The sequence below is a fragment of the Streptomyces sp. NPDC059455 genome, assembly GCF_042750115.1.
GTDB lineage: Bacteria > Actinomycetota > Actinomycetes > Streptomycetales > Streptomycetaceae > Streptomyces > Streptomyces endocoffeicus.
Genome location: NZ_JBHYVB010000158.1, coordinates 10829 through 27446 on the forward strand (window position 1 = coordinate 10829; position 16618 = coordinate 27446).

The window sequence follows — 16618 nt, forward strand, 5'->3', positions numbered from 1 at the left end:
CGGGGCGCCCCCCCGGGCGCCCGCCCCCCGTACATCTAACGCGCCTCCAACGAGGGTGACGGGGGCCGGGGGCGGCCACGCCCGCCCGTCATCGGCGGCGCCCGCGGGGGCGCCCGGCGCAAGTGTGCCGGTGGCGTGCCGCGTCCACGGCGCGTCCGGCGCGTGGACGGGCCGCGAGTGGATGCTCAGGGTGCGCCGGCCGTCGTCGCCGGGGCCACCGAGCGCCACCTGGATCCGCACCCCGCCGTCGTCCTGCCCGGACAACACCAGCGGAGCGACCAGGGCCAACTCCTCGACGAGGGCGCAGCCGACCTCGTCGCCCGCCCGTATCGCCAGCTCGACGAATCCGGCACCGGGGAAGGTCACCTGCCCGGCCACCCCATGGTCGGCCGGCCACGGCAGCGCCGCCGCCGACAGCAGGCCGGTGCACAGCAGACCACCGGTCTCGGGCAGTTCCACGACCGCGCCGAGCAGCGGATGGTCCACACCGCCGAGCCCCGCCGGGACCGCACCGGTCGCCGATGTGCCGGCGACGGGCGTGGTCCAGTACCGCTCCCGCTGGAACGCGTAGGTCGGCAGCGCGATCCGGCGCGCGCCGGTACCGGCGAACAGTTCGGGCCACCGGATCGGTACACCCCGCACATACAGCCGGGCGGCGGCCGTCACCGCCGTGGACTCCTCGCCGCGGTCCTTGCCCAGCGGGGACACGGCTTCCACGTCCGCCACATCAGGCAGGGCGTCCTGCGTCAGCACCGACAGCGTGGCGTCCGGGCCCAGTTCGAGGAAGGTGCGCGCACCGGCCCGTGCCGCGGCGCCGACCGCGTCGGCGAACCGCACCGTCAGCCTGACGTGCTGAACCCAGTAGTCGGCGGTACGGATCCGCTCCGCGTCGATCCGCTCACCCGTGACCGTCGAGACGATCGGGGTCCGCGGCTCGCCGAAGACCAGGCCCTCGACGACCGCGCGGAAGTCCTCCAGCATCGGCGCCATCAGCGGGGAGTGGAACGCGTGGCTGACCGGCAGCCGGGTCACCTTGCGGCCGTCGGCGGCGAACCGGTCCGCAATCGCCTCCACCGCGTCGGCCGCCCCGGACACCACCACTGCCTCCGGGCCGTTGACGGCGGCGAGTCCCACCCGGTCCGCGGAGCCGGTGAGCAGCGGCGCCACCTCGTCCTCGGTGGCCCGCAGCGCGACCATGGCCCCGCCTTCCGGCAGCGCCTGCATCAGCCGGGCGCGGGCGGCGACGAGGGTGCACGCGTCGGACAGGGACAGCACCCCGGCCACATGGGCCGCCGCGATCTCCCCGACCGAATGCCCGATCAGCAGATCCGGCGCCACCCCCCATGACTCCAGCAGCCGGAACAGGGCCACCTCGAGGGCGAACAGCGCGGGCTGGGCGTATGCCGTGCTGTTCAGCGGTTCCGCGTCATCGCCGAACACCACCTCGGTCAGCGGCCGTTCCAGCTCGCCGTCCAGCAGCGTGCACACCTCGTTCCACGCCGCGGCGAACACCGGGTACCGGCCGTGCAATTCGCGCCCCATGCCCAGCCGCTGGGCGCCCTGACCGGCGAACAGCAGCGCCATCGAGCCGGGGTCGCCCGCCATGCCCTCGGCCACCTTCAGGGGCGGTGTGCCACCGTCCCCCACGGTGTCCGTCGTGGCCAGGAGGACGGCGCGATGTTCCAGTTCGGAGCGTGTCGTGGCCAGGGAGTAGCCGATGTCCGGTGCCGCAGCACCGGTGTCGGCCACAAAAGCGGCCAGCCGGTCCAGCTGCGCGTCCAGCGCGGCCTCGGTACGCGCCGAGACCGGCCATGGCGCCACACCGGGCCGGACCTTCGCCGGCGACCCGGCCGGTGGGCGCGCGGCGAGCCGATCAGGCCGATCCCCCGGTGGCTGTTCGACGATCACATGCGCGTTGGTGCCACTGATCCCGAACGACGACACGCCCGCGCGGCGGGGCCGCTCGGCCGCCGGCCACGGGGTGGCCCCGGTGAGCAGTTCCACCGCCCCGGCCGACCAGTCCACCTGCGACGACGGCGCGTCCACATGCAGCGTCCGGGGCAATACGCCGTGCCGCATCGCCAGGATCATCTTGATGACGCCCGCGACACCGGCGGCGGCCTGGGTGTGCCCGATGTTGGACTTGAGCGACCCCAGTAGCAGCGGACGGTCCGGGTCCCGGTCCTGTCCATAGGTCGCGAGGAGCGCCTGGGCCTCGATCGGGTCACCCAGCCGGGTACCGGTACCGTGCCCCTCCACCGCGTCCACGTCCGACGGGGCCAGACCGGCACCGGACAGGGCCTGGCCGATCACCTGCCGCTGCGCGATGCCGCTGGGCGCGGTCAGGCCGTTCGACGCCCCGTCGGAGTTGACCGCGGAACCGCGCAGCACCGCCAGCACCTGGTGGCCGCCCCGGATCGCGTCCGACAGCCTCTCCAGGACCAGGACGCCCACCCCCTCGGACCAGCCGGTGCCGTCCGCGGCCTCCGCGTACGCCTTGCAGCGGCCGTCGGGTGACAGGCCGCCCTGCCGGGCGAACTCCATGAAGATCCCCGGTTCCGACATCACGGTGACACCACCGGCCAGCGCCAGGGAACACTCTCCGCCGCGCAGCGCCTGCGCCGCCAGGTGCAGCGCCACCAGTGACGACGAGCATGCCGTGTCCACGGTCAGCGCGGGCCCCCGCAGCCCCAGTGCGTAGGCGACGCGGCCGGACAGGACGCTCGGCGACGTGCCGGTCAGCAGATATCCCTCCGCGGCGCCGGAGCCGTCCTGGAGCCGCGGACCGTAGTCCTGGGCCATCGCCCCGAGGAACACCCCGGTCCCGCTGCCGTGCAGTGACGACGGAGCGATCCCAGCCCGTTCCACCGCCTCCCAACTCATCTCCAGGGCCAGCCGCTGCTGCGGGTCCATGGCTTCCGCCTCGCGCGGGGATATCCCGAACAGCGCCGCGTCGAAGCGGTCCGCGTCGTACAGGAACCCGCCCGCCCGGCCGGCCGTCGTCTCCGGCGCCCATCCCCGGTTGACGGGCAGGTCGGAAATGGCATCCGCCTCGCCCGACACCAGTTCCCACAGCTCGTCCGGCGAGGTCACCCCGCCCGGGTAGCGGCAGGCCATGCCCACGATCACCACCGGGTCGTCCTCCGGAACGGCGCGGGGCGCCGGCGAGGTGCCACCGGTCACCGGGCCGGTGAGCCGTGTGGCCAGATGGGCCGCGCACGCGTCCGGCGTCGGATGGTCGAACAGCACGGTGTTGGGCACCCGCAGTCCGGTGGCGGCCCGCAGCCGGGTCGCCAGCTCCACCGTCATCGCCGAGTCGAAGCCCAGCTCCTTGAAGGACCGCGCCGGGTTCACCCGCTCCGCGGCGGCGAAGCCCAGGACCACCGCCGTCTCCGCACGCACCAGCCGTGCCAAGTCGGCGCGCGTCCACGGGGTGCCGGATTCCGTACCCTCCGGCTCCGCGCGCTCCGGTTCCGCATCGGTGGCGTGACCGGTCACCGCCGCCGGAGCGGCCGGAACAGCTTCCCGCACCGCGACTTCGCCGGCCGGTCCCTGGAGCCAGTACCGCTCCCGCTGGAACGCGTACGTCGGAAGGGCCACCCGCCGGGCACCGGTCCCGGTGAACAGCCGCGGCCAGTCCACCGGCACCCCGCGGACGTACACCTCCGCCAGACAGGTCAGGAACCGGTCGGCCCCGCCCAGTTCCCGGCGCAGCGTGCCGACGGCGACCGCCGTGACGTCGGTCGTGTCGATGATCTCCTGCACCGCGGCGGTCAGCACCGGGTGGGAGCTGACCTCGACGAAGGCCCGATGGCCCTGGCCGAGCAGTGTCCTGACGGCCGGTTCGAAACCGACGGTACGCCGCAGATTGCGGTACCAGTACCCGGCGTCCATACCCGTGGTGTCCAGCCAGTCGCCGGTCACCGTGGAGAAGAACGGCACCTCGGCCCGGCGGGGACGGATGCCCTCCAGCGCGGCCGTCAACTCGTCGCGCACCCGCTCCACCTGGGCCGAGTGCGAGGCGTAGTCAATCGCGATCCGCCGCACCCGCACATCCGCGCCCGACAGCTCCTCGAACAGCTCGTCCAGCGCCTCCAGCTCACCGGAGAGCGCCACCGAACCCGGCCCGTTGACCGCCGCGATCGACACCCGGCCGTCCCAGCGGCGCAGCCGCGCCTCTGCCTCGGCCCGCGGCAGCGCCACCGACAGCATGCCGCCCCGCCCCGCCAGGCGGCGTGCGATGGCCTGGCCGCGCAGCGCCACCACCCGGGCCGCGTCCTCCAGGGAGAGCGCACCGGACACGCACGCCGCCGCGATCTCTCCCTGGGAATGGCCCACCACCGCGTCCGGGACCACCCCGTGCGCCTGCCATACCGCCGCGAGGGAGACCATCACCGCCCAGGAGGCGGGCTGGACGACATCCACCCGTTCCAGTGACGGCGCCCCCTCGACCTGCCGCAGCACCTCCGGCAACGACCAGTCCACATGCGGCGCGAGCGCGGCGGCACACTCGGTCAGCCGCCGTGCGAACACCGGGGACTCCGCCATCAACCGGACGCCCATGCCCGCCCACTGCGCCCCCTGCCCGGGGAACACGAACACCGTGCCACCCTCGACATCGGCGGCTCCGCGCACCACGCCCGGCGCGGACTCGCCGCCGGCCAGCGCCGTCAGCGCGCCGGGGGCCGCCGACCGGTCCGGCACCAGGACGACGGCACGGTGGTCGAACGTGGTCCGGGTGGTCGCCAGGGAGAAGCCCACGTCCACCGGGTCGAGCCGGTGGTTCTCCGCCAGATGGGACGCGAGGCGGACGGCCTGCGCGCGCAGCGCCTCGGGGGTCCGGCCCGACAACGGCCACGGCACGGTGCCACCCGCCATGAGGGCGGCGTCCGCCGTGCCGGGGTCGGGGTCCGTCGCCGCGGACGTGTTCCCGGGCGTCGGCTCGGTGGCGGACACCACCAGGTGGCAGTTGGTGCCGCCCATGCCGAACGACGACACCCCGGCCAGGGCACGGCCGTCGCGATAGGGCCAGGGACGAGTCGAGGTGACCACGTCCAGGTTCCACTCGCCGAACCGGATCCGCGGATTGGGGTGTTCGAAGTTCAGACTCGCCGGCAGTTCACCGTTCCGCAGCGACAGCACGACCTTCAACAGGCCGACGATGCCCGCGGCGCCCTCCAGGTGTCCCACGTTCGTCTTCGCCGAACCGACCAGCAGGGGGCGGTTCGTGGCACGGCCCGCCCCGTACACCGCGCCGAGCGCCGCGGCCTCCACCGGATCGCCCACCCGGGTCCCGGTTCCGTGCAGCTCGACGTACTGGACCTCGGCCGGGTCGACGCCCGCACGCCCGCAGGCCGTCTGGAGCACCGCCCGCTGCCCTTCGGGGTCGGGGGTGGTCAGGCCGTCGCCGGGGCCGTCGTTGCCGACCGCGCTCCCCTCGATGACGCAGTAGATCTCATCCCCGTCCGCCAACGCGCTTGCCAGGGGCTTGAGCAGGACCATCCCCGCACCCTCGCCACGCACATATCCATTGGCACGCTCATCGAAGGTGAAGCAGCGGCCGTCCGGGGACAGGGCGCCGAGCCGGGCCGCGGCCTCCGCGCTGTCCGGGATCAGATTGAGGTGCACACCGCCGGCGAGCGCCGTGGCCGACTCCCCGCGCCGCAGGCTCTCGCACGCCAGGTGCACCGCCACCAGCGACGACGACTGCCCGGTGTCCACCACCAGGCTCGGCCCCCGAAGTCCCAGGACGTAGGACAGCCGGTTCGCGGCCATGCTGCGGTTCAGGCCGGTCAGGGTGTGATGACCGATCGACGCCGGTCCCCTGAGCCGGTCCAGTGCGCCGTAGTCATCCGCGGTCATCCCGATGAAGACCCCGGTGTCGCTGCCGCGTACCGCGGCGGGCGGCAGGCCCGCGTCCTCCAGGACCTCCCAGCCCAGTTCCAGCGCGAGGCGCTGCTGCGGGTCCATGGCCCGTGCCTCACGCGGAGAGACCCCGAAGAACTCCGCGTCGAAGCCGTCGACTTCGTCCAGGAAGGCGCCCCAGCCGGTCTCGCCGGAGGTCGCGGCGTCGCTGTTCCAGCGGCCCGGCGGCACCTGCGACACCGCGCTCGACCCGCTGGTCAGCAGCCGCCAGAACCGTGCGGGATCCGCCGCGGACGGCAGCCGGCAGGACAGCCCCACCACCGCGACGGCGGTGTCCCGCTCCTGGAGTCGCTCAGCGGACGCGGATATGGACTCGTTCCGGCTCACGGCACCGATCCCCCAACTCATCGTCTTCGCGGGCAATTCCCTGCCTCCATGGGCCACAGCGTCATTCTCTCTGTGTTGTGGGATTTTTTACTCTCCGATTTTCCCTACAGATCCCTCCTGTCGCGAACAACGCGCACCATTCCGTTACCGCTCCCCAACATAACGGGGAATATTAGGGATTCCCCTAGACCTCCGGCGTTTGAAAGCCCTTACGATCAATTACTGTTGGACCTCGGCCGGTGGAATAGAGCCACAACGCCGAGCCACCCGTCCATGAGACGCCGATGCGACAACATAATTCACGAAGGTGAGAAAATGCGGCCCAGGATCGATCCGCAGGACGCGGACGACTTCGCCGTCACACCCGCCGGCCAGGTCTACGCCCGGGAGATCGGACAGTCACTGAACGGGCTCCTCGCGGACCGGCCGCCGCCGAACGTCCACCGGACCATCGCCAACCACCCGACGCTGCTGCCCGCGCTGCAACCACTGCTGACGCATGTGGCGGGCGACATCCTGCCGGCCCGCGAACGCGAGCTCGTCATCCTGCGCACCGCATGGCGTTCACAGGCCCCGTACGTCTGGGCGCACCACCACGCCGCGGGACTGTTCGTCGGGATGACCGAGACGGAGATCGCCCGGGTCGCCTCGGAGGACACCGCCGGCTGGACTCCGTTCGAAGCCACCATTCTCCAGGCGGTCGATGAGCTCCACACCAAGTCGGCGGTGTCGGACGGCACATGGAAGCAGCTGGCCGAGCGCTACAGCGAGGAGCAGATCCTCGAACTGCTGGCCCTCGCCGGGACGTACAAGACCCTGGCGTTCATCCTGAACTCCTGTCTCGTCCCGATCGACCCCTGGATGGAACGTCCCGCGCTGCTGCCGGCGGACCCGGGACAGCTGACGTCCGGCAGACACGCACGCCCGCGGGAGACGCCTCCGGGGGCGGGCCCCGAGACCTGGAACCAGCGCATCGTGTTGCAGAACGACACCGGGCTCTCCCAGCTCACCCCGACGTCGGCCAGCCCCGAACCGCCGCTTCATGAGATCCTCGGCCGCTATCCGGACCTGCTGTCCACGGCGAACGCGTCCGGCTCCAACTCCTCGCTCCTGCTGATCCGCAGGAACCCCACGGATGTCATGCCGGACACGGACGGCTACTCCTTCAGCGCCACCCATCTCTTCACCGATTTCTCGGGTGTCCCGATACTCGTGGAAGTGGTGGAACCACACGACACCTGGAACGCGCAGAGTGCGCTCGCCAAAATTCTCGACTACGCGGGCAGCGGGGCTCGGCACTGGCCGATCCACATACTCCAGCGGTCGCTCGAGTACACCGCCCAATTGCAGGGCAGTACTGGAGAGCAGTTGCTGGCGGAGATGGGGTATCCCATCGACGAGGGTTCGTTCCTGCGCGCGATCGAGGCGAATCTGGCCCTGGGCAGGCTCCGTATGGCCATTGTGGCCAGCCGGTTTCCGCCTGAATTCAACCGGGTGATCGCATTTCTCGGTCAGCAGTTGCACCCCGCCGAGGTGTACGGCGTCGAACTGCGCCGCTTCTCCGACGGGTCCCATGCGGCGTTCATCCCGAGGGTGGTCACCTGAGCGACCCCGCGGACGGCGGAGGCGGGGAACCCGCCCGGGAAACCGGACCCGGTTCCCCTTCGGCCGCTCTCTCCGCGGTCGGCTGCTTCTTGCGGATCAGTGTGATCCCGTCCGCCATGGGCACCAGGGACATCTCCACCCGCGGATCGTCACGGACCAGCTTGTTGAAGGCGCGGATCCCGGTGGTGTCGGGATCCTGCGCGTCGGGGTCCACGACCTTGCCGAAGAACAGGGTGTTGTCGACCACGATCAGGCCGCGGTCGTCAAGGAGCGTCAGCGCCATCTCGTAGTAGTCCGGGTAGCCCTGCTTGTCGGCGTCGATGAACACGAAGTCGAAGGTGCCGGGGCCCTCCTCCGTGAAGATGGCCTTGAGAGTGTCGGCCGCGGCACCGACACGAAGGTCGATCCGCGCCTCGACGCCCGCCTTGGCCCAGTAATCGGCGCCGATCCGCGGCCAGCGGTCGGTGATGTCACAGGTGATCAGCCGTCCGCCGGGGGCGAGCGCACGGGCCAGGCACAAGGTGCTGTATCCGGTGAACGTGCCGATCTCCAGGATCCTCCGGGCCGGGGTGAGACCGGCCAGGAGCGTCAGCAGCTGCCCCTCCTCGGGCATGACCTGCATCGCGCTGCCCGCGGGCAGCTCCGCCGTGGTCTCCCGCAGCTGCCGCAGGATCTCGTCCTCACGCAGGGAGGACTCCCGGATGTACTCCGAGAGCGCGGCCGGGAGTCCTACCTGGTTCGCCATGTGTCGTCCACCTTCTCCGGATCTTCTCTCGTCCGTTCTCGTCTGATTCTCGGCTTTTCGCCCGTTTCTGGTCCCGGGGGGGGGGGGGGGGGGGGGGCGCCGCCGCCCCGCGGGGGGGGCTGCCCCCGCGCGGGCGGGCCCCCCCCCCCCCCCGGGGAGGGATCAGCCGCCCTGGAGGCTGACGGCGTTGAGCTTCACCGTCGGCGACGGGGCATGTGGCTCCGGAATCAGATGCAGCCGCTGGATGTCCTCGTGTGCGGGTGCGGGCAGCCCGGCCCGGCAGTCGCACGCCTCGTCGGTGAAACCGGCGAAGCGGTAGGCGATGTCCATCATCCGGTTGCGTTCGGTGCGCCGGAAGTCCGCCACCAGGTGGACGCCCGCGCGGGAGGCTTCGTCGACGAGCCAGTTGAGGATCACCGAGCCGGCGCCGAAGGACACCACACGGCAGGAGGTGGCCAGCAGCTTCAGATTCCAGACCCGCGGATGCTTCTCCAGCAGTTGCAAACCGACCGCGCCATGCGGTCCGAACCGGTCGGTGAGCACGGTCACCAGCACCTCATGGCGCGGATCGGCCAGCAGCGTCCGCAGATCCGCGAGGGAGTAATGTACGCCAGTGGCGTTCATCTGACTGGTGCGCAAGGTCAGCTCCTCGACGCGGGAGAGCTGTTCCTCGGTGGCGCGGCCGATGTCCATCACCAGTGCGAGGGAGCGCAGGAAGTCCTCACTCGGCCCGGTGAACTCCTCCTCGGCCGCCTTCCGCTGGAATCCGGCCTGATACATCTGGCGACGGCGCCGCGCGTCCACCGTCACCGTCGGGGGGCTGAACTCCGGCAGAGCGGCGAGACCGGAGAGTTCCTCGGCCGGGTAGCAGCGGACCTCGGGCAGATGGAACTGGACTTCCGCGCGCTCGGCCGGCTGGTCGTCGACGAAGGCGATCGTGGCGGGCGCGAAGTTGAGTTCGGCGGCGATCTCGCGCACCGCATCGGACTTCGGGCCCCATCCGATGCGCGGCAGTACGAAGTACTCGGCCACGCCCAGCGCTTGGAGCTGTTTCCATGCCTGGTCGTGGTCGTTCTTGCTGGCGACCGACTGGAGGATGCCACGGCTGTCCAGTTCGGCAATCAGCTCCCTGACCGGACCGGGAAGCGTCACCCGGCCGTCTTCCAGAAGTGTGCCCTGCCACAGGGTGTTGTCCAGATCCCACACCAGGCACTTCACCAACGGGGGCTGTTGGACCACAGTGCTTCCTTGGGTCATGACGCGGACGTCGACATCGACACGGCGTGGTCGGCGAGAATCAACTGGCAGATCTCCGTACTGCCCTCGATGAGCTCCATGAGCTTCGCATCGCGGTACGCGCGCTCGACCACATGGCCCTCGCGCGCGGCGGCCGAGCCCAGGACCTGCACCGCCGTGGCGGCGCCCCGCGCGGCCTGGACCGCGCTCACCTGCTTGGCCAGGACGGTCGCGACGACCATGTCCGGGGAGCCGCTGTCCCAACACCGGCTGGCGTGCTCACACACCCGGCTGGCGATCTGTTCGGCGGTCAGCAGATCCGCCAGGTGACGGCCGACCAGCTGGTGTTGGGCGAGCGGCTTGCCGAACTGCCGCCGGATACGGGCGTGGCCACCGGCGGCGTCCAGACAGGCCCGCAGGATGCCCACGCAGCCCCAGGCGACCGAGATCCGCCCGTACGCCAGCGCCGTCGTCACCAGCAGCATCAACGGCTGCCCACCGCCGAGCACCGCACTGGTGGGCAGCCGCACATCGTCGAGGTGCACATCCGCGTGTCCGGCCGCCCGGCAGCCGGACGGCCGCGGCACCCGACGCACCGTGACGCCCGGAGCCGACGCGGGTACCACCACAGCGGCTGCCCCGGAGCCGTAGCGGCCGACGACGACGATCAGATCGGCGTAGTGGGCAGCGGTCGTCCAGACCTTCTGCCCGCGGACGACGACGGTCTCACCCTCCGGTTCGATGGTCGTGGTCATCGCCGACAGGTCACTGCCCGCCTCCGGCTCACTGAACGCGATGGCGGCGAGCCGGCCACCGGCCAGCTTCGGCAGATACTCCGCGTGCTGCCGCGGACCGCCCAGGCGCTGGATCGTCCACGCGGCCATGCCCTGCGACGTCATCACACTCCGCAGCGAACTGCACCGGCTGCCGACATACGCCGTGAACTCGCCGTTCGCGGCGCTGCTCGCCCCAAGTCCGCCGAAGGTCTCCGGCACCCCCGCGCACAACAGGCCGCGGACGGCCAGCGTCCGCAGCACGTCGTCGGGGATCAGACCAGCCCGGTCCCACTCCGCGGCCCGGTCGCCGACGAGGTCGTCCACGAGCTCACGCGCACCGGCGAGCGGCTCAGGCATCGGCGGATTGCCCGGCGCCGAGCAGACGCCCCACCAGAGCGGTCATGGCCCCGATGGAACGGAAGTTGTCCCGCTTGAGGTCATCCCCCAGGATCTGCACCGAGAACTCCTGCTCCAGATAGACCACGAGCTCCATCGCGAACATCGACGACACCAGCCCCGAATCGAAGAGATCCTGACCGACGGGAACCTCCGCCTTCACTCGCTCCGAGACAAAGGCCGTAATCGCCCGTTCGATCCCCTCAGCGGCGATCGGCTGGTCCATATTCACGAAAGTACCTTTCCGTAGTCATAGAAACCCCGCCCCGTCTTGCGCCCCAGATCTCCGCGCCGCACCTTCTCCATGAGCAGTTCACAGGGCTCGAAGGTGGAATTTCCGGTCCGCTCCGCAAGCAGCCGAAGAGCGTCCACGAGATTGTCCAGCCCGATCAGATCAGCGGTGCGCAGCGGCCCGGTGGGGTGACCGAGACATCCATGCATCAGCCGGTCCACGGACTCGACGCTCGCGGTGCCCTCGGCCACGACCCTCGCCGCTTCATTGATCATGGGATGCAGCAGCCTGCTGGTGACGAACCCCGGTGCGTCGCGCACGACGACCGTCTTCTTCCCCAGCCGCTCCAGGAAGGACTGGATCGCGGCCATGGCGTCGTCGCCGGTCTGCGGACCACGGATGACCTCGACCATCTCGATGAGATAGGCCGGATTCATAAAGTGCACCCCGGCCAGATCCCCGGGGCGCCGGACCGACTTCGCCAGTTCGGCGATGGGGATGCCCGAGGTGTTGGTGATCACCGGGACCCCGGCGGAGAGCATGCTGGAGATCTCCGCCATGATCCGCGCCTTGAGCGAGGCGTCCTCGGTGATCGCCTCGATCACGAGACCGACGTCCGCCGCGTCCGTGCCGGACAGCGTCGTGGTCAGTGTTCCAGCCGCCTGTCCATCGGGAAAGGCGGCCATGAACTGCCCGTGCCGCAACTGCTGGGCGATTTCCGCCCGGGCCTGCTGGAGTACGTCTCCCGAGACGTCGACCAGGACGACATGCACCCCACGCCCCAGTGCCAGTGCGGTGATGCTGCGCCCCATAACCCCCGCACCGAATACGGCAATCGTGTCCGATCGGGAATTCACCATCACCCACTCCAAATCATCGTTCAATCGAGCACGCCCCGCTGAGGCGCATAACGGGCAAACGATTTGCACCATGAAAAGAGCTTGACAATATCTACTTCAGCAGAAAAATTACGCCGATCGTCCGGAGGACGTCAAAGGCTGAGGCGGCGCCCTAGGGAGATCCATAGTGTTCTTCGCGAGGTCGGTGCCCGAGGTGAACCTCCGCACGTGGGAATGCGTCTGCACTGGGTTCGGCCTGGCCTGAGCCCCGGAAGAAGCTGCCGCCCCGGGCGACCGATCTGGATCCGTACAAGCCGGTGATCGACGGCATCCTCCGTGCTGATCTGGATGCTCCGCGCAAGCAGCGGCACACCTTTACTCGCATCGCCACCCGGCCAGCGACACGCTCTGTGCCTGGCTGCTGGCGATACCCAGCTCCGCTGTCCCGACCCCATACTGACCTCGAATGGCCGAGGGCCCCGCGCTCCTTCACCGCCTCTCCGGCGATCAAGACCCGGTCGATGTCACCCACCCCGCTGGGCCCCACCCATCGCGACCAGGTGCAGGGCCCCTCGGGTGGTGACCGAGACTTTGCCCAGTTCCATCAGGCCGACCGTCTCCAGTATCGGCTGGTTGGTACGCGCGATGTCGAGGTGCCGGGCCGGCCTCATCTGTGTGAAAGCGTCCGGGGAGTTGTTGGCCTGGAGAGGTCGGAGCCGAGGCCGACCGTCACGGAGGCGGCGCAGGCGCGGCCGAGGACGGGGAAGCCGATGCCCATCTGCGCCTCGGATTCCGGGTGCAGGACACGGCGGCGCCCGCCGTGGCAAGCAGGCCAGTTCCTCATCGGGTGACATCGAGTAGCACTGTCCGCGATCATGATCTTGTGATGGATATCAACTCCCTTATGAGAACGGTGTTTTCTGAACTCGGCGCTGGTCGCTGAGGGCGTGGCGGAGGCCGGCGGCACGGTGGTGGTCACGGCCCGCACTCGGGATGCAGCGATGCTGTGTCCGGTGTGTGGGACTCCGACGGCGAAGGTGCATGGGTATCACCACCGGACAGTAGGGGACGTGCCAGCCGACGGCCGCCAGGTCGTCGTCCACCTGCGCGTACGGCGGCTGGTCTGTCCGACCCAGGGTTGCTGACGGCAGACCCTCCGGGAGCAGACTCCCGGACTGCTGGAGCGTCACCAGTGCCGCATGGTGCGGCTTGCCTGGCAGATATCCCAGGTGGCACGGGAGTTATACGGCCGGGCGGCCGCACGCCTCACCAGCCTCCTCGCCGTGCCCGTGTCCCGCAGCATCGCGCCGACCGGCGATGGTGATCGGCAGTGCTGCCGTGGGGGCGGCCGCGGCCAGCCTCATGGCCAGCCCTGGGCGCAGCAGCAGGGGTGGTGGGCAACCAGTGCTGGAGAGGGTCGGGATCAGTCCGCGAGTGAGAAGGCGACGGATGCCTGATCGGCGGTGCATTCGAGGGAGTCAATCGAGGCAGGGCCTTACAGGGGACCGTTGGGGAGTTTCGGGTCACATATTGAGCCGAAACTGGTGGGTTTCCTATTGGATCGCGTAGCGGACGTGTCGGGCTCTGAAGTAGCCGCAGACGATGCGGGGTTGGCGTTGTCTGCGTCGCAGGAAGCGCCGGGTCTCGCGGGCGAGGTCGTCGACGGAGGTGGCGCGGGCGGCGTGGACGTGGTGTTTCAGGTCGGCGTTCAGCAGCTCGTCGGGGTTGAGTTCGGGGCTGTACTACCCAGACATCAGGTGCAGTTCGATCCGCTCGGCGTTCTCATCGAGCCAGGCCCGGACCGCCTTGCTGCGGTGGACGGGGTGCCGGTCCGCGATCACGTGGACCTTGCGATCGGCCTGCCGGGCGAGGCGGTCGAGGAACGCACACATCACCTTCGCGGTGAACTTGCCGGGGAAGACGGTGAACCACAGGGCGCCGCGCGAGGCCACGGCGGACATGATGTTGACCTTGAAGCGGCGGCCGTTGACCCGCACGAGCGGGATGTGCCCGGTCGGCGCCCATGAACGACCCGGCGGGGCGGTATCCGAACGCAGGCCGCACTGATCGGCCCAGACCAGCCCGGCCTTCTCCCCCTTCGCCCGCGCGGCGATCGCCGGATACTCCTCCTCGAGCCACGCCCGCACCGCTTCCGGCTGCTGCCGGTATGAGCGGCGGGCTGATCGCTGCGGGGTGAAGCCGTGCCGCCTCAGCCACTTGCCCACCCCCTGCTCGGTCATCGACACCCCGCACACCAGCTTGATCAGTGCCCTCACCGAGGCGCGGGCCCACAGCACGCCGCTGAGCCCGATATCGGCCGGGGTGCAGTCGCGCATCGCCCGCAGCACCGCCCCGCGCGCCGAGTCGTTCAGCAACTCGCCCACCCCAGCCCGTGGCTGGCGCACCGCGACCAGCAGGGCCTGCCGGCCACCAGCCTGGAACGCCCGCCACCAGGTGCCGACCGACCGCGAGGACACCCCGAACATCTCCGCGGCCTGTCCATACGTCCCAACCCGCCCCGACTCCAGCGCCGCGATCACCCGCAGCCGCAGATCCTCCTGCGCGGCAGGTACCAGCCGCCGCATGTCCCCACCCTCGATCACACCCGACCAACGAGCAGGAAACCCGCCAGTTTCGACTCAATACGTGCCCCGCGAACTGCGCCAATAGCGCCAGCAATGGCACCGCCTACAGCACCGACCGGCCCTGCAACCCCTGCGATCAACGCCGCCGTACCTTGATCCATGTCTACATGGTCGCCACGACGAAGTCGTCTCCATCGACGCAACACTGGAGCGTCACTCCAGCGGACCTGGCCTGGCCGCTGTCACCAAGTGTTACTACGAACGACTCGTCACCCACCTCACTGCACAGGACAGAGTCTTTAGTTCAGAGGAGCCTGCATCCGCTGCCCTGTCCTCCAAATCGACCCCCGCCAACGGGGCCGCCTCATCGAGATCATCCAGAACCTCCGCGAACGCACCCGCGAAGCTCGCGGCAACGGCCGGCTCGGCGAAGTCGAAGGACTCCAGGTCAGTCTCGACGCCGCCACCGCCAAGCTCAACAGCCTCAGCCGGGCGCCGGGCGACGGCCGACCCCAACTGGTCGACCTCGGCACGCCCGTCTTCACCGACCCACCCGCCACTCCCACACCCCCAGGAGAGTCCCCGCATGCACCCGATGCACCTGATCTCGTTCGGCTGCCCGCACCTCCCCACGGGCCCGGGCGGCAGGCCGATCCCGCCAGCCGTTGACCGCGTCGCGGGTGAGACCACCGGAGCCGGTGGCGCTCGACGGGCCTGGTCCGCGGCCCGGAATCGCGGTTGTCGACCAGATCACTCCGTTACGGTCAGGCACTCGGCGAGCAGGTCGACGATGTCGTGCCAGGCTCGCTGCGCGTGCCGTGGGTGGTAGCCGACGCCGGGGACCACGGGGTGGTCGACCGGCGGGTGGTGGAAGGCGTGCAAGGCGCCGCCGTAGACCACGAGGCGCCAGTCGACGCCCGCGGCCTGCATCTCGGCGGTGAACGCGCCCCGTTGCGCGGGCGGCATGATCGGGTCTTCCGACCCGACCCCGGCCCACACCGGGCAGCGGATGCGCGCCGCCTCGCCTGGTCGGCCCGTGGTCAGCGCGTTGACTGTCGCGATCGCGCGCAGGTTGACGCCGTCGCGCCCGAGTTCCAGCCCGACGGCGCCCCCGGTGCCGTAGCCGACGGCGGCGATCCGGTCGGGGTCGGTCCGCGGCTCGGCGCGCAACACGTCGAGCGCCGCGTGGCCGATGCCCCGCATCCGGTCGGGGTTGGCGAGCAGCGGCATGCAACGGGCAAGCATCTCCTCGGGGTCGCCCAAATAGCGCCCGCCGTGAAGGTCGAAGGCCAGCGCTACGTATCCCAGCTCGGCGAGAGCATCGGCCCGGTGGCGCTCGACGTCGCTGAGCCCCATGCCCTCTGGCCCGAGCAGCACCGCGGGCCGGCGGTCGACTCCGGCCGGGAGTGCGAGGTGCCCGATCATCGTCAGACCGTCGGCCGGGTACTCGACCATGCGCGTTGTAATCGTCGTCATGCGACTGGACAGTAGTGATCGTCGAGTCCGGTCGGGCCGCTGTTCTGCCGCTGGCAGAACAGCGCGGGTGTTCCTCTGAAATGCGGCGATGGCTCACGTTGTATGTCTGGGCGGACGGCGTTCACCTGCGGATACGTCTGGAGGAGGCGAAGGCCACAGTCCTGGTGCTGATGGGGGTGCGGGCGGACGGCACGAAGGAGCTGATCGCGATGACAGACGGCTACCGCGAGTCGTCCGAAGCGTGGGCGGGACTGCTGCGGGATTGCGCCCGCCGGGGTATGCGTGCCCCGGTCCTGGCCGTCGGCGACGGTGCGCTGGGCTTCTGGAACGCGCTGAGCGAGGTGTTTCCCGACACCCGCCATCAAAGGTGCTGGGTACATAGAAGCCGTAAAGAATCAACTTGTCGGTGTGTCGGTTTACTCGTCCGCGGCCGCGAGGAGATCGGGGGCGGTGCGGTAGCGGGTGGCGGCCGGGGG

At 70.2% G+C, this 16618-nt stretch carries 10 protein-coding genes and 2 pseudogenes; 3 read left to right on the forward strand and 9 right to left on the reverse strand.

Annotation, left to right across the window (positions count from 1 at the left end):
- The coding region (locus ACFXB5_RS38960) for a type I polyketide synthase (protein ID WP_385217492.1) at positions 1–6252 on the reverse strand (6252 nt) is incomplete at its 3' end.
- A 315-nt stretch (positions 6253–6567) separates the two neighbouring features.
- Here ACFXB5_RS38960 and ACFXB5_RS38965 point away from each other — a divergent pair.
- Entirely contained in the window at positions 6568–7857 is a 1290-nt protein-coding gene (locus tag ACFXB5_RS38965) for a carboxymuconolactone decarboxylase family protein (protein ID WP_385217495.1), read from the forward strand.
- On the opposite strand, the gene ACFXB5_RS38970 is transcribed toward ACFXB5_RS38965, so the two are convergent.
- From ACFXB5_RS38970 to ACFXB5_RS38995, 6 genes are all read right to left on the reverse strand, one after another.
- Complete coding sequence (locus ACFXB5_RS38970) at positions 7850–8602, reverse strand: O-methyltransferase (RefSeq protein ID WP_385217497.1); 753 nt, start codon at positions 8600–8602, stop codon at positions 7850–7852. The two genes, ACFXB5_RS38965 and ACFXB5_RS38970, sit on opposite strands and share 8 nt — an antisense overlap.
- Positions 8603–8764: 162 nt before the next feature.
- On the reverse strand, positions 8765–9859 hold the full coding sequence (locus ACFXB5_RS38975) for an HAD-IIIC family phosphatase (RefSeq protein WP_385217500.1): 1095 nt from the start codon (positions 9857–9859) through the stop codon (positions 8765–8767).
- Positions 9856–10971 (reverse strand): acyl-CoA dehydrogenase family protein, encoded by a 1116-nt coding sequence (locus tag ACFXB5_RS38980; protein ID WP_385217503.1) that lies wholly within the window; start codon positions 10969–10971, stop codon positions 9856–9858. The genes ACFXB5_RS38975 and ACFXB5_RS38980 overlap by 4 nt, the downstream gene beginning before the upstream one ends.
- Positions 10964–11236: a phosphopantetheine-binding protein gene (locus ACFXB5_RS38985; protein WP_385217506.1), complete on the reverse strand. Its 273-nt coding sequence runs from the start codon at positions 11234–11236 to the stop codon at positions 10964–10966. The genes ACFXB5_RS38980 and ACFXB5_RS38985 overlap by 8 nt, the downstream gene beginning before the upstream one ends.
- A gap of 2 nt (positions 11237–11238) precedes the next feature.
- Positions 11239–12054, reverse strand: a complete 816-nt coding sequence (locus ACFXB5_RS38990) for a 3-hydroxyacyl-CoA dehydrogenase family protein (RefSeq protein WP_385217508.1) — start codon at positions 12052–12054, stop codon at positions 11239–11241.
- Between the two features lie 551 nt (positions 12055–12605).
- Positions 12606–12752: a hypothetical protein gene (locus ACFXB5_RS38995; RefSeq protein ID WP_385217511.1), complete on the reverse strand. Its 147-nt coding sequence runs from the start codon at positions 12750–12752 to the stop codon at positions 12606–12608.
- Between the two features lie 249 nt (positions 12753–13001).
- On the opposite strand from ACFXB5_RS38995, the pseudogene ACFXB5_RS39000 reads away from it, so the two are divergent.
- Positions 13002–13388: pseudogene (locus ACFXB5_RS39000) on the forward strand (transposase family protein); the annotation flags it as partial.
- 435 nt (positions 13389–13823) lie between these two features.
- Here the strand turns inward: ACFXB5_RS39000 and ACFXB5_RS39005 are convergent.
- Complete coding sequence (locus ACFXB5_RS39005; RefSeq protein WP_385217514.1) at positions 13824–14666, reverse strand: IS630 family transposase; 843 nt, start codon at positions 14664–14666, stop codon at positions 13824–13826.
- A gap of 750 nt (positions 14667–15416) precedes the next feature.
- A complete protein-coding gene (locus ACFXB5_RS39010; protein WP_385217517.1) occupies positions 15417–16142 on the reverse strand; it encodes a dienelactone hydrolase family protein in 726 nt (241 codons plus the stop codon).
- A gap of 98 nt (positions 16143–16240) precedes the next feature.
- Here ACFXB5_RS39010 and ACFXB5_RS39015 point away from each other — a divergent pair.
- Positions 16241–16525 (forward strand): annotated as a pseudogene (locus tag ACFXB5_RS39015) (transposase); the annotation flags it as partial.
- Positions 16526–16618: the final 93 nt, after the last annotated feature.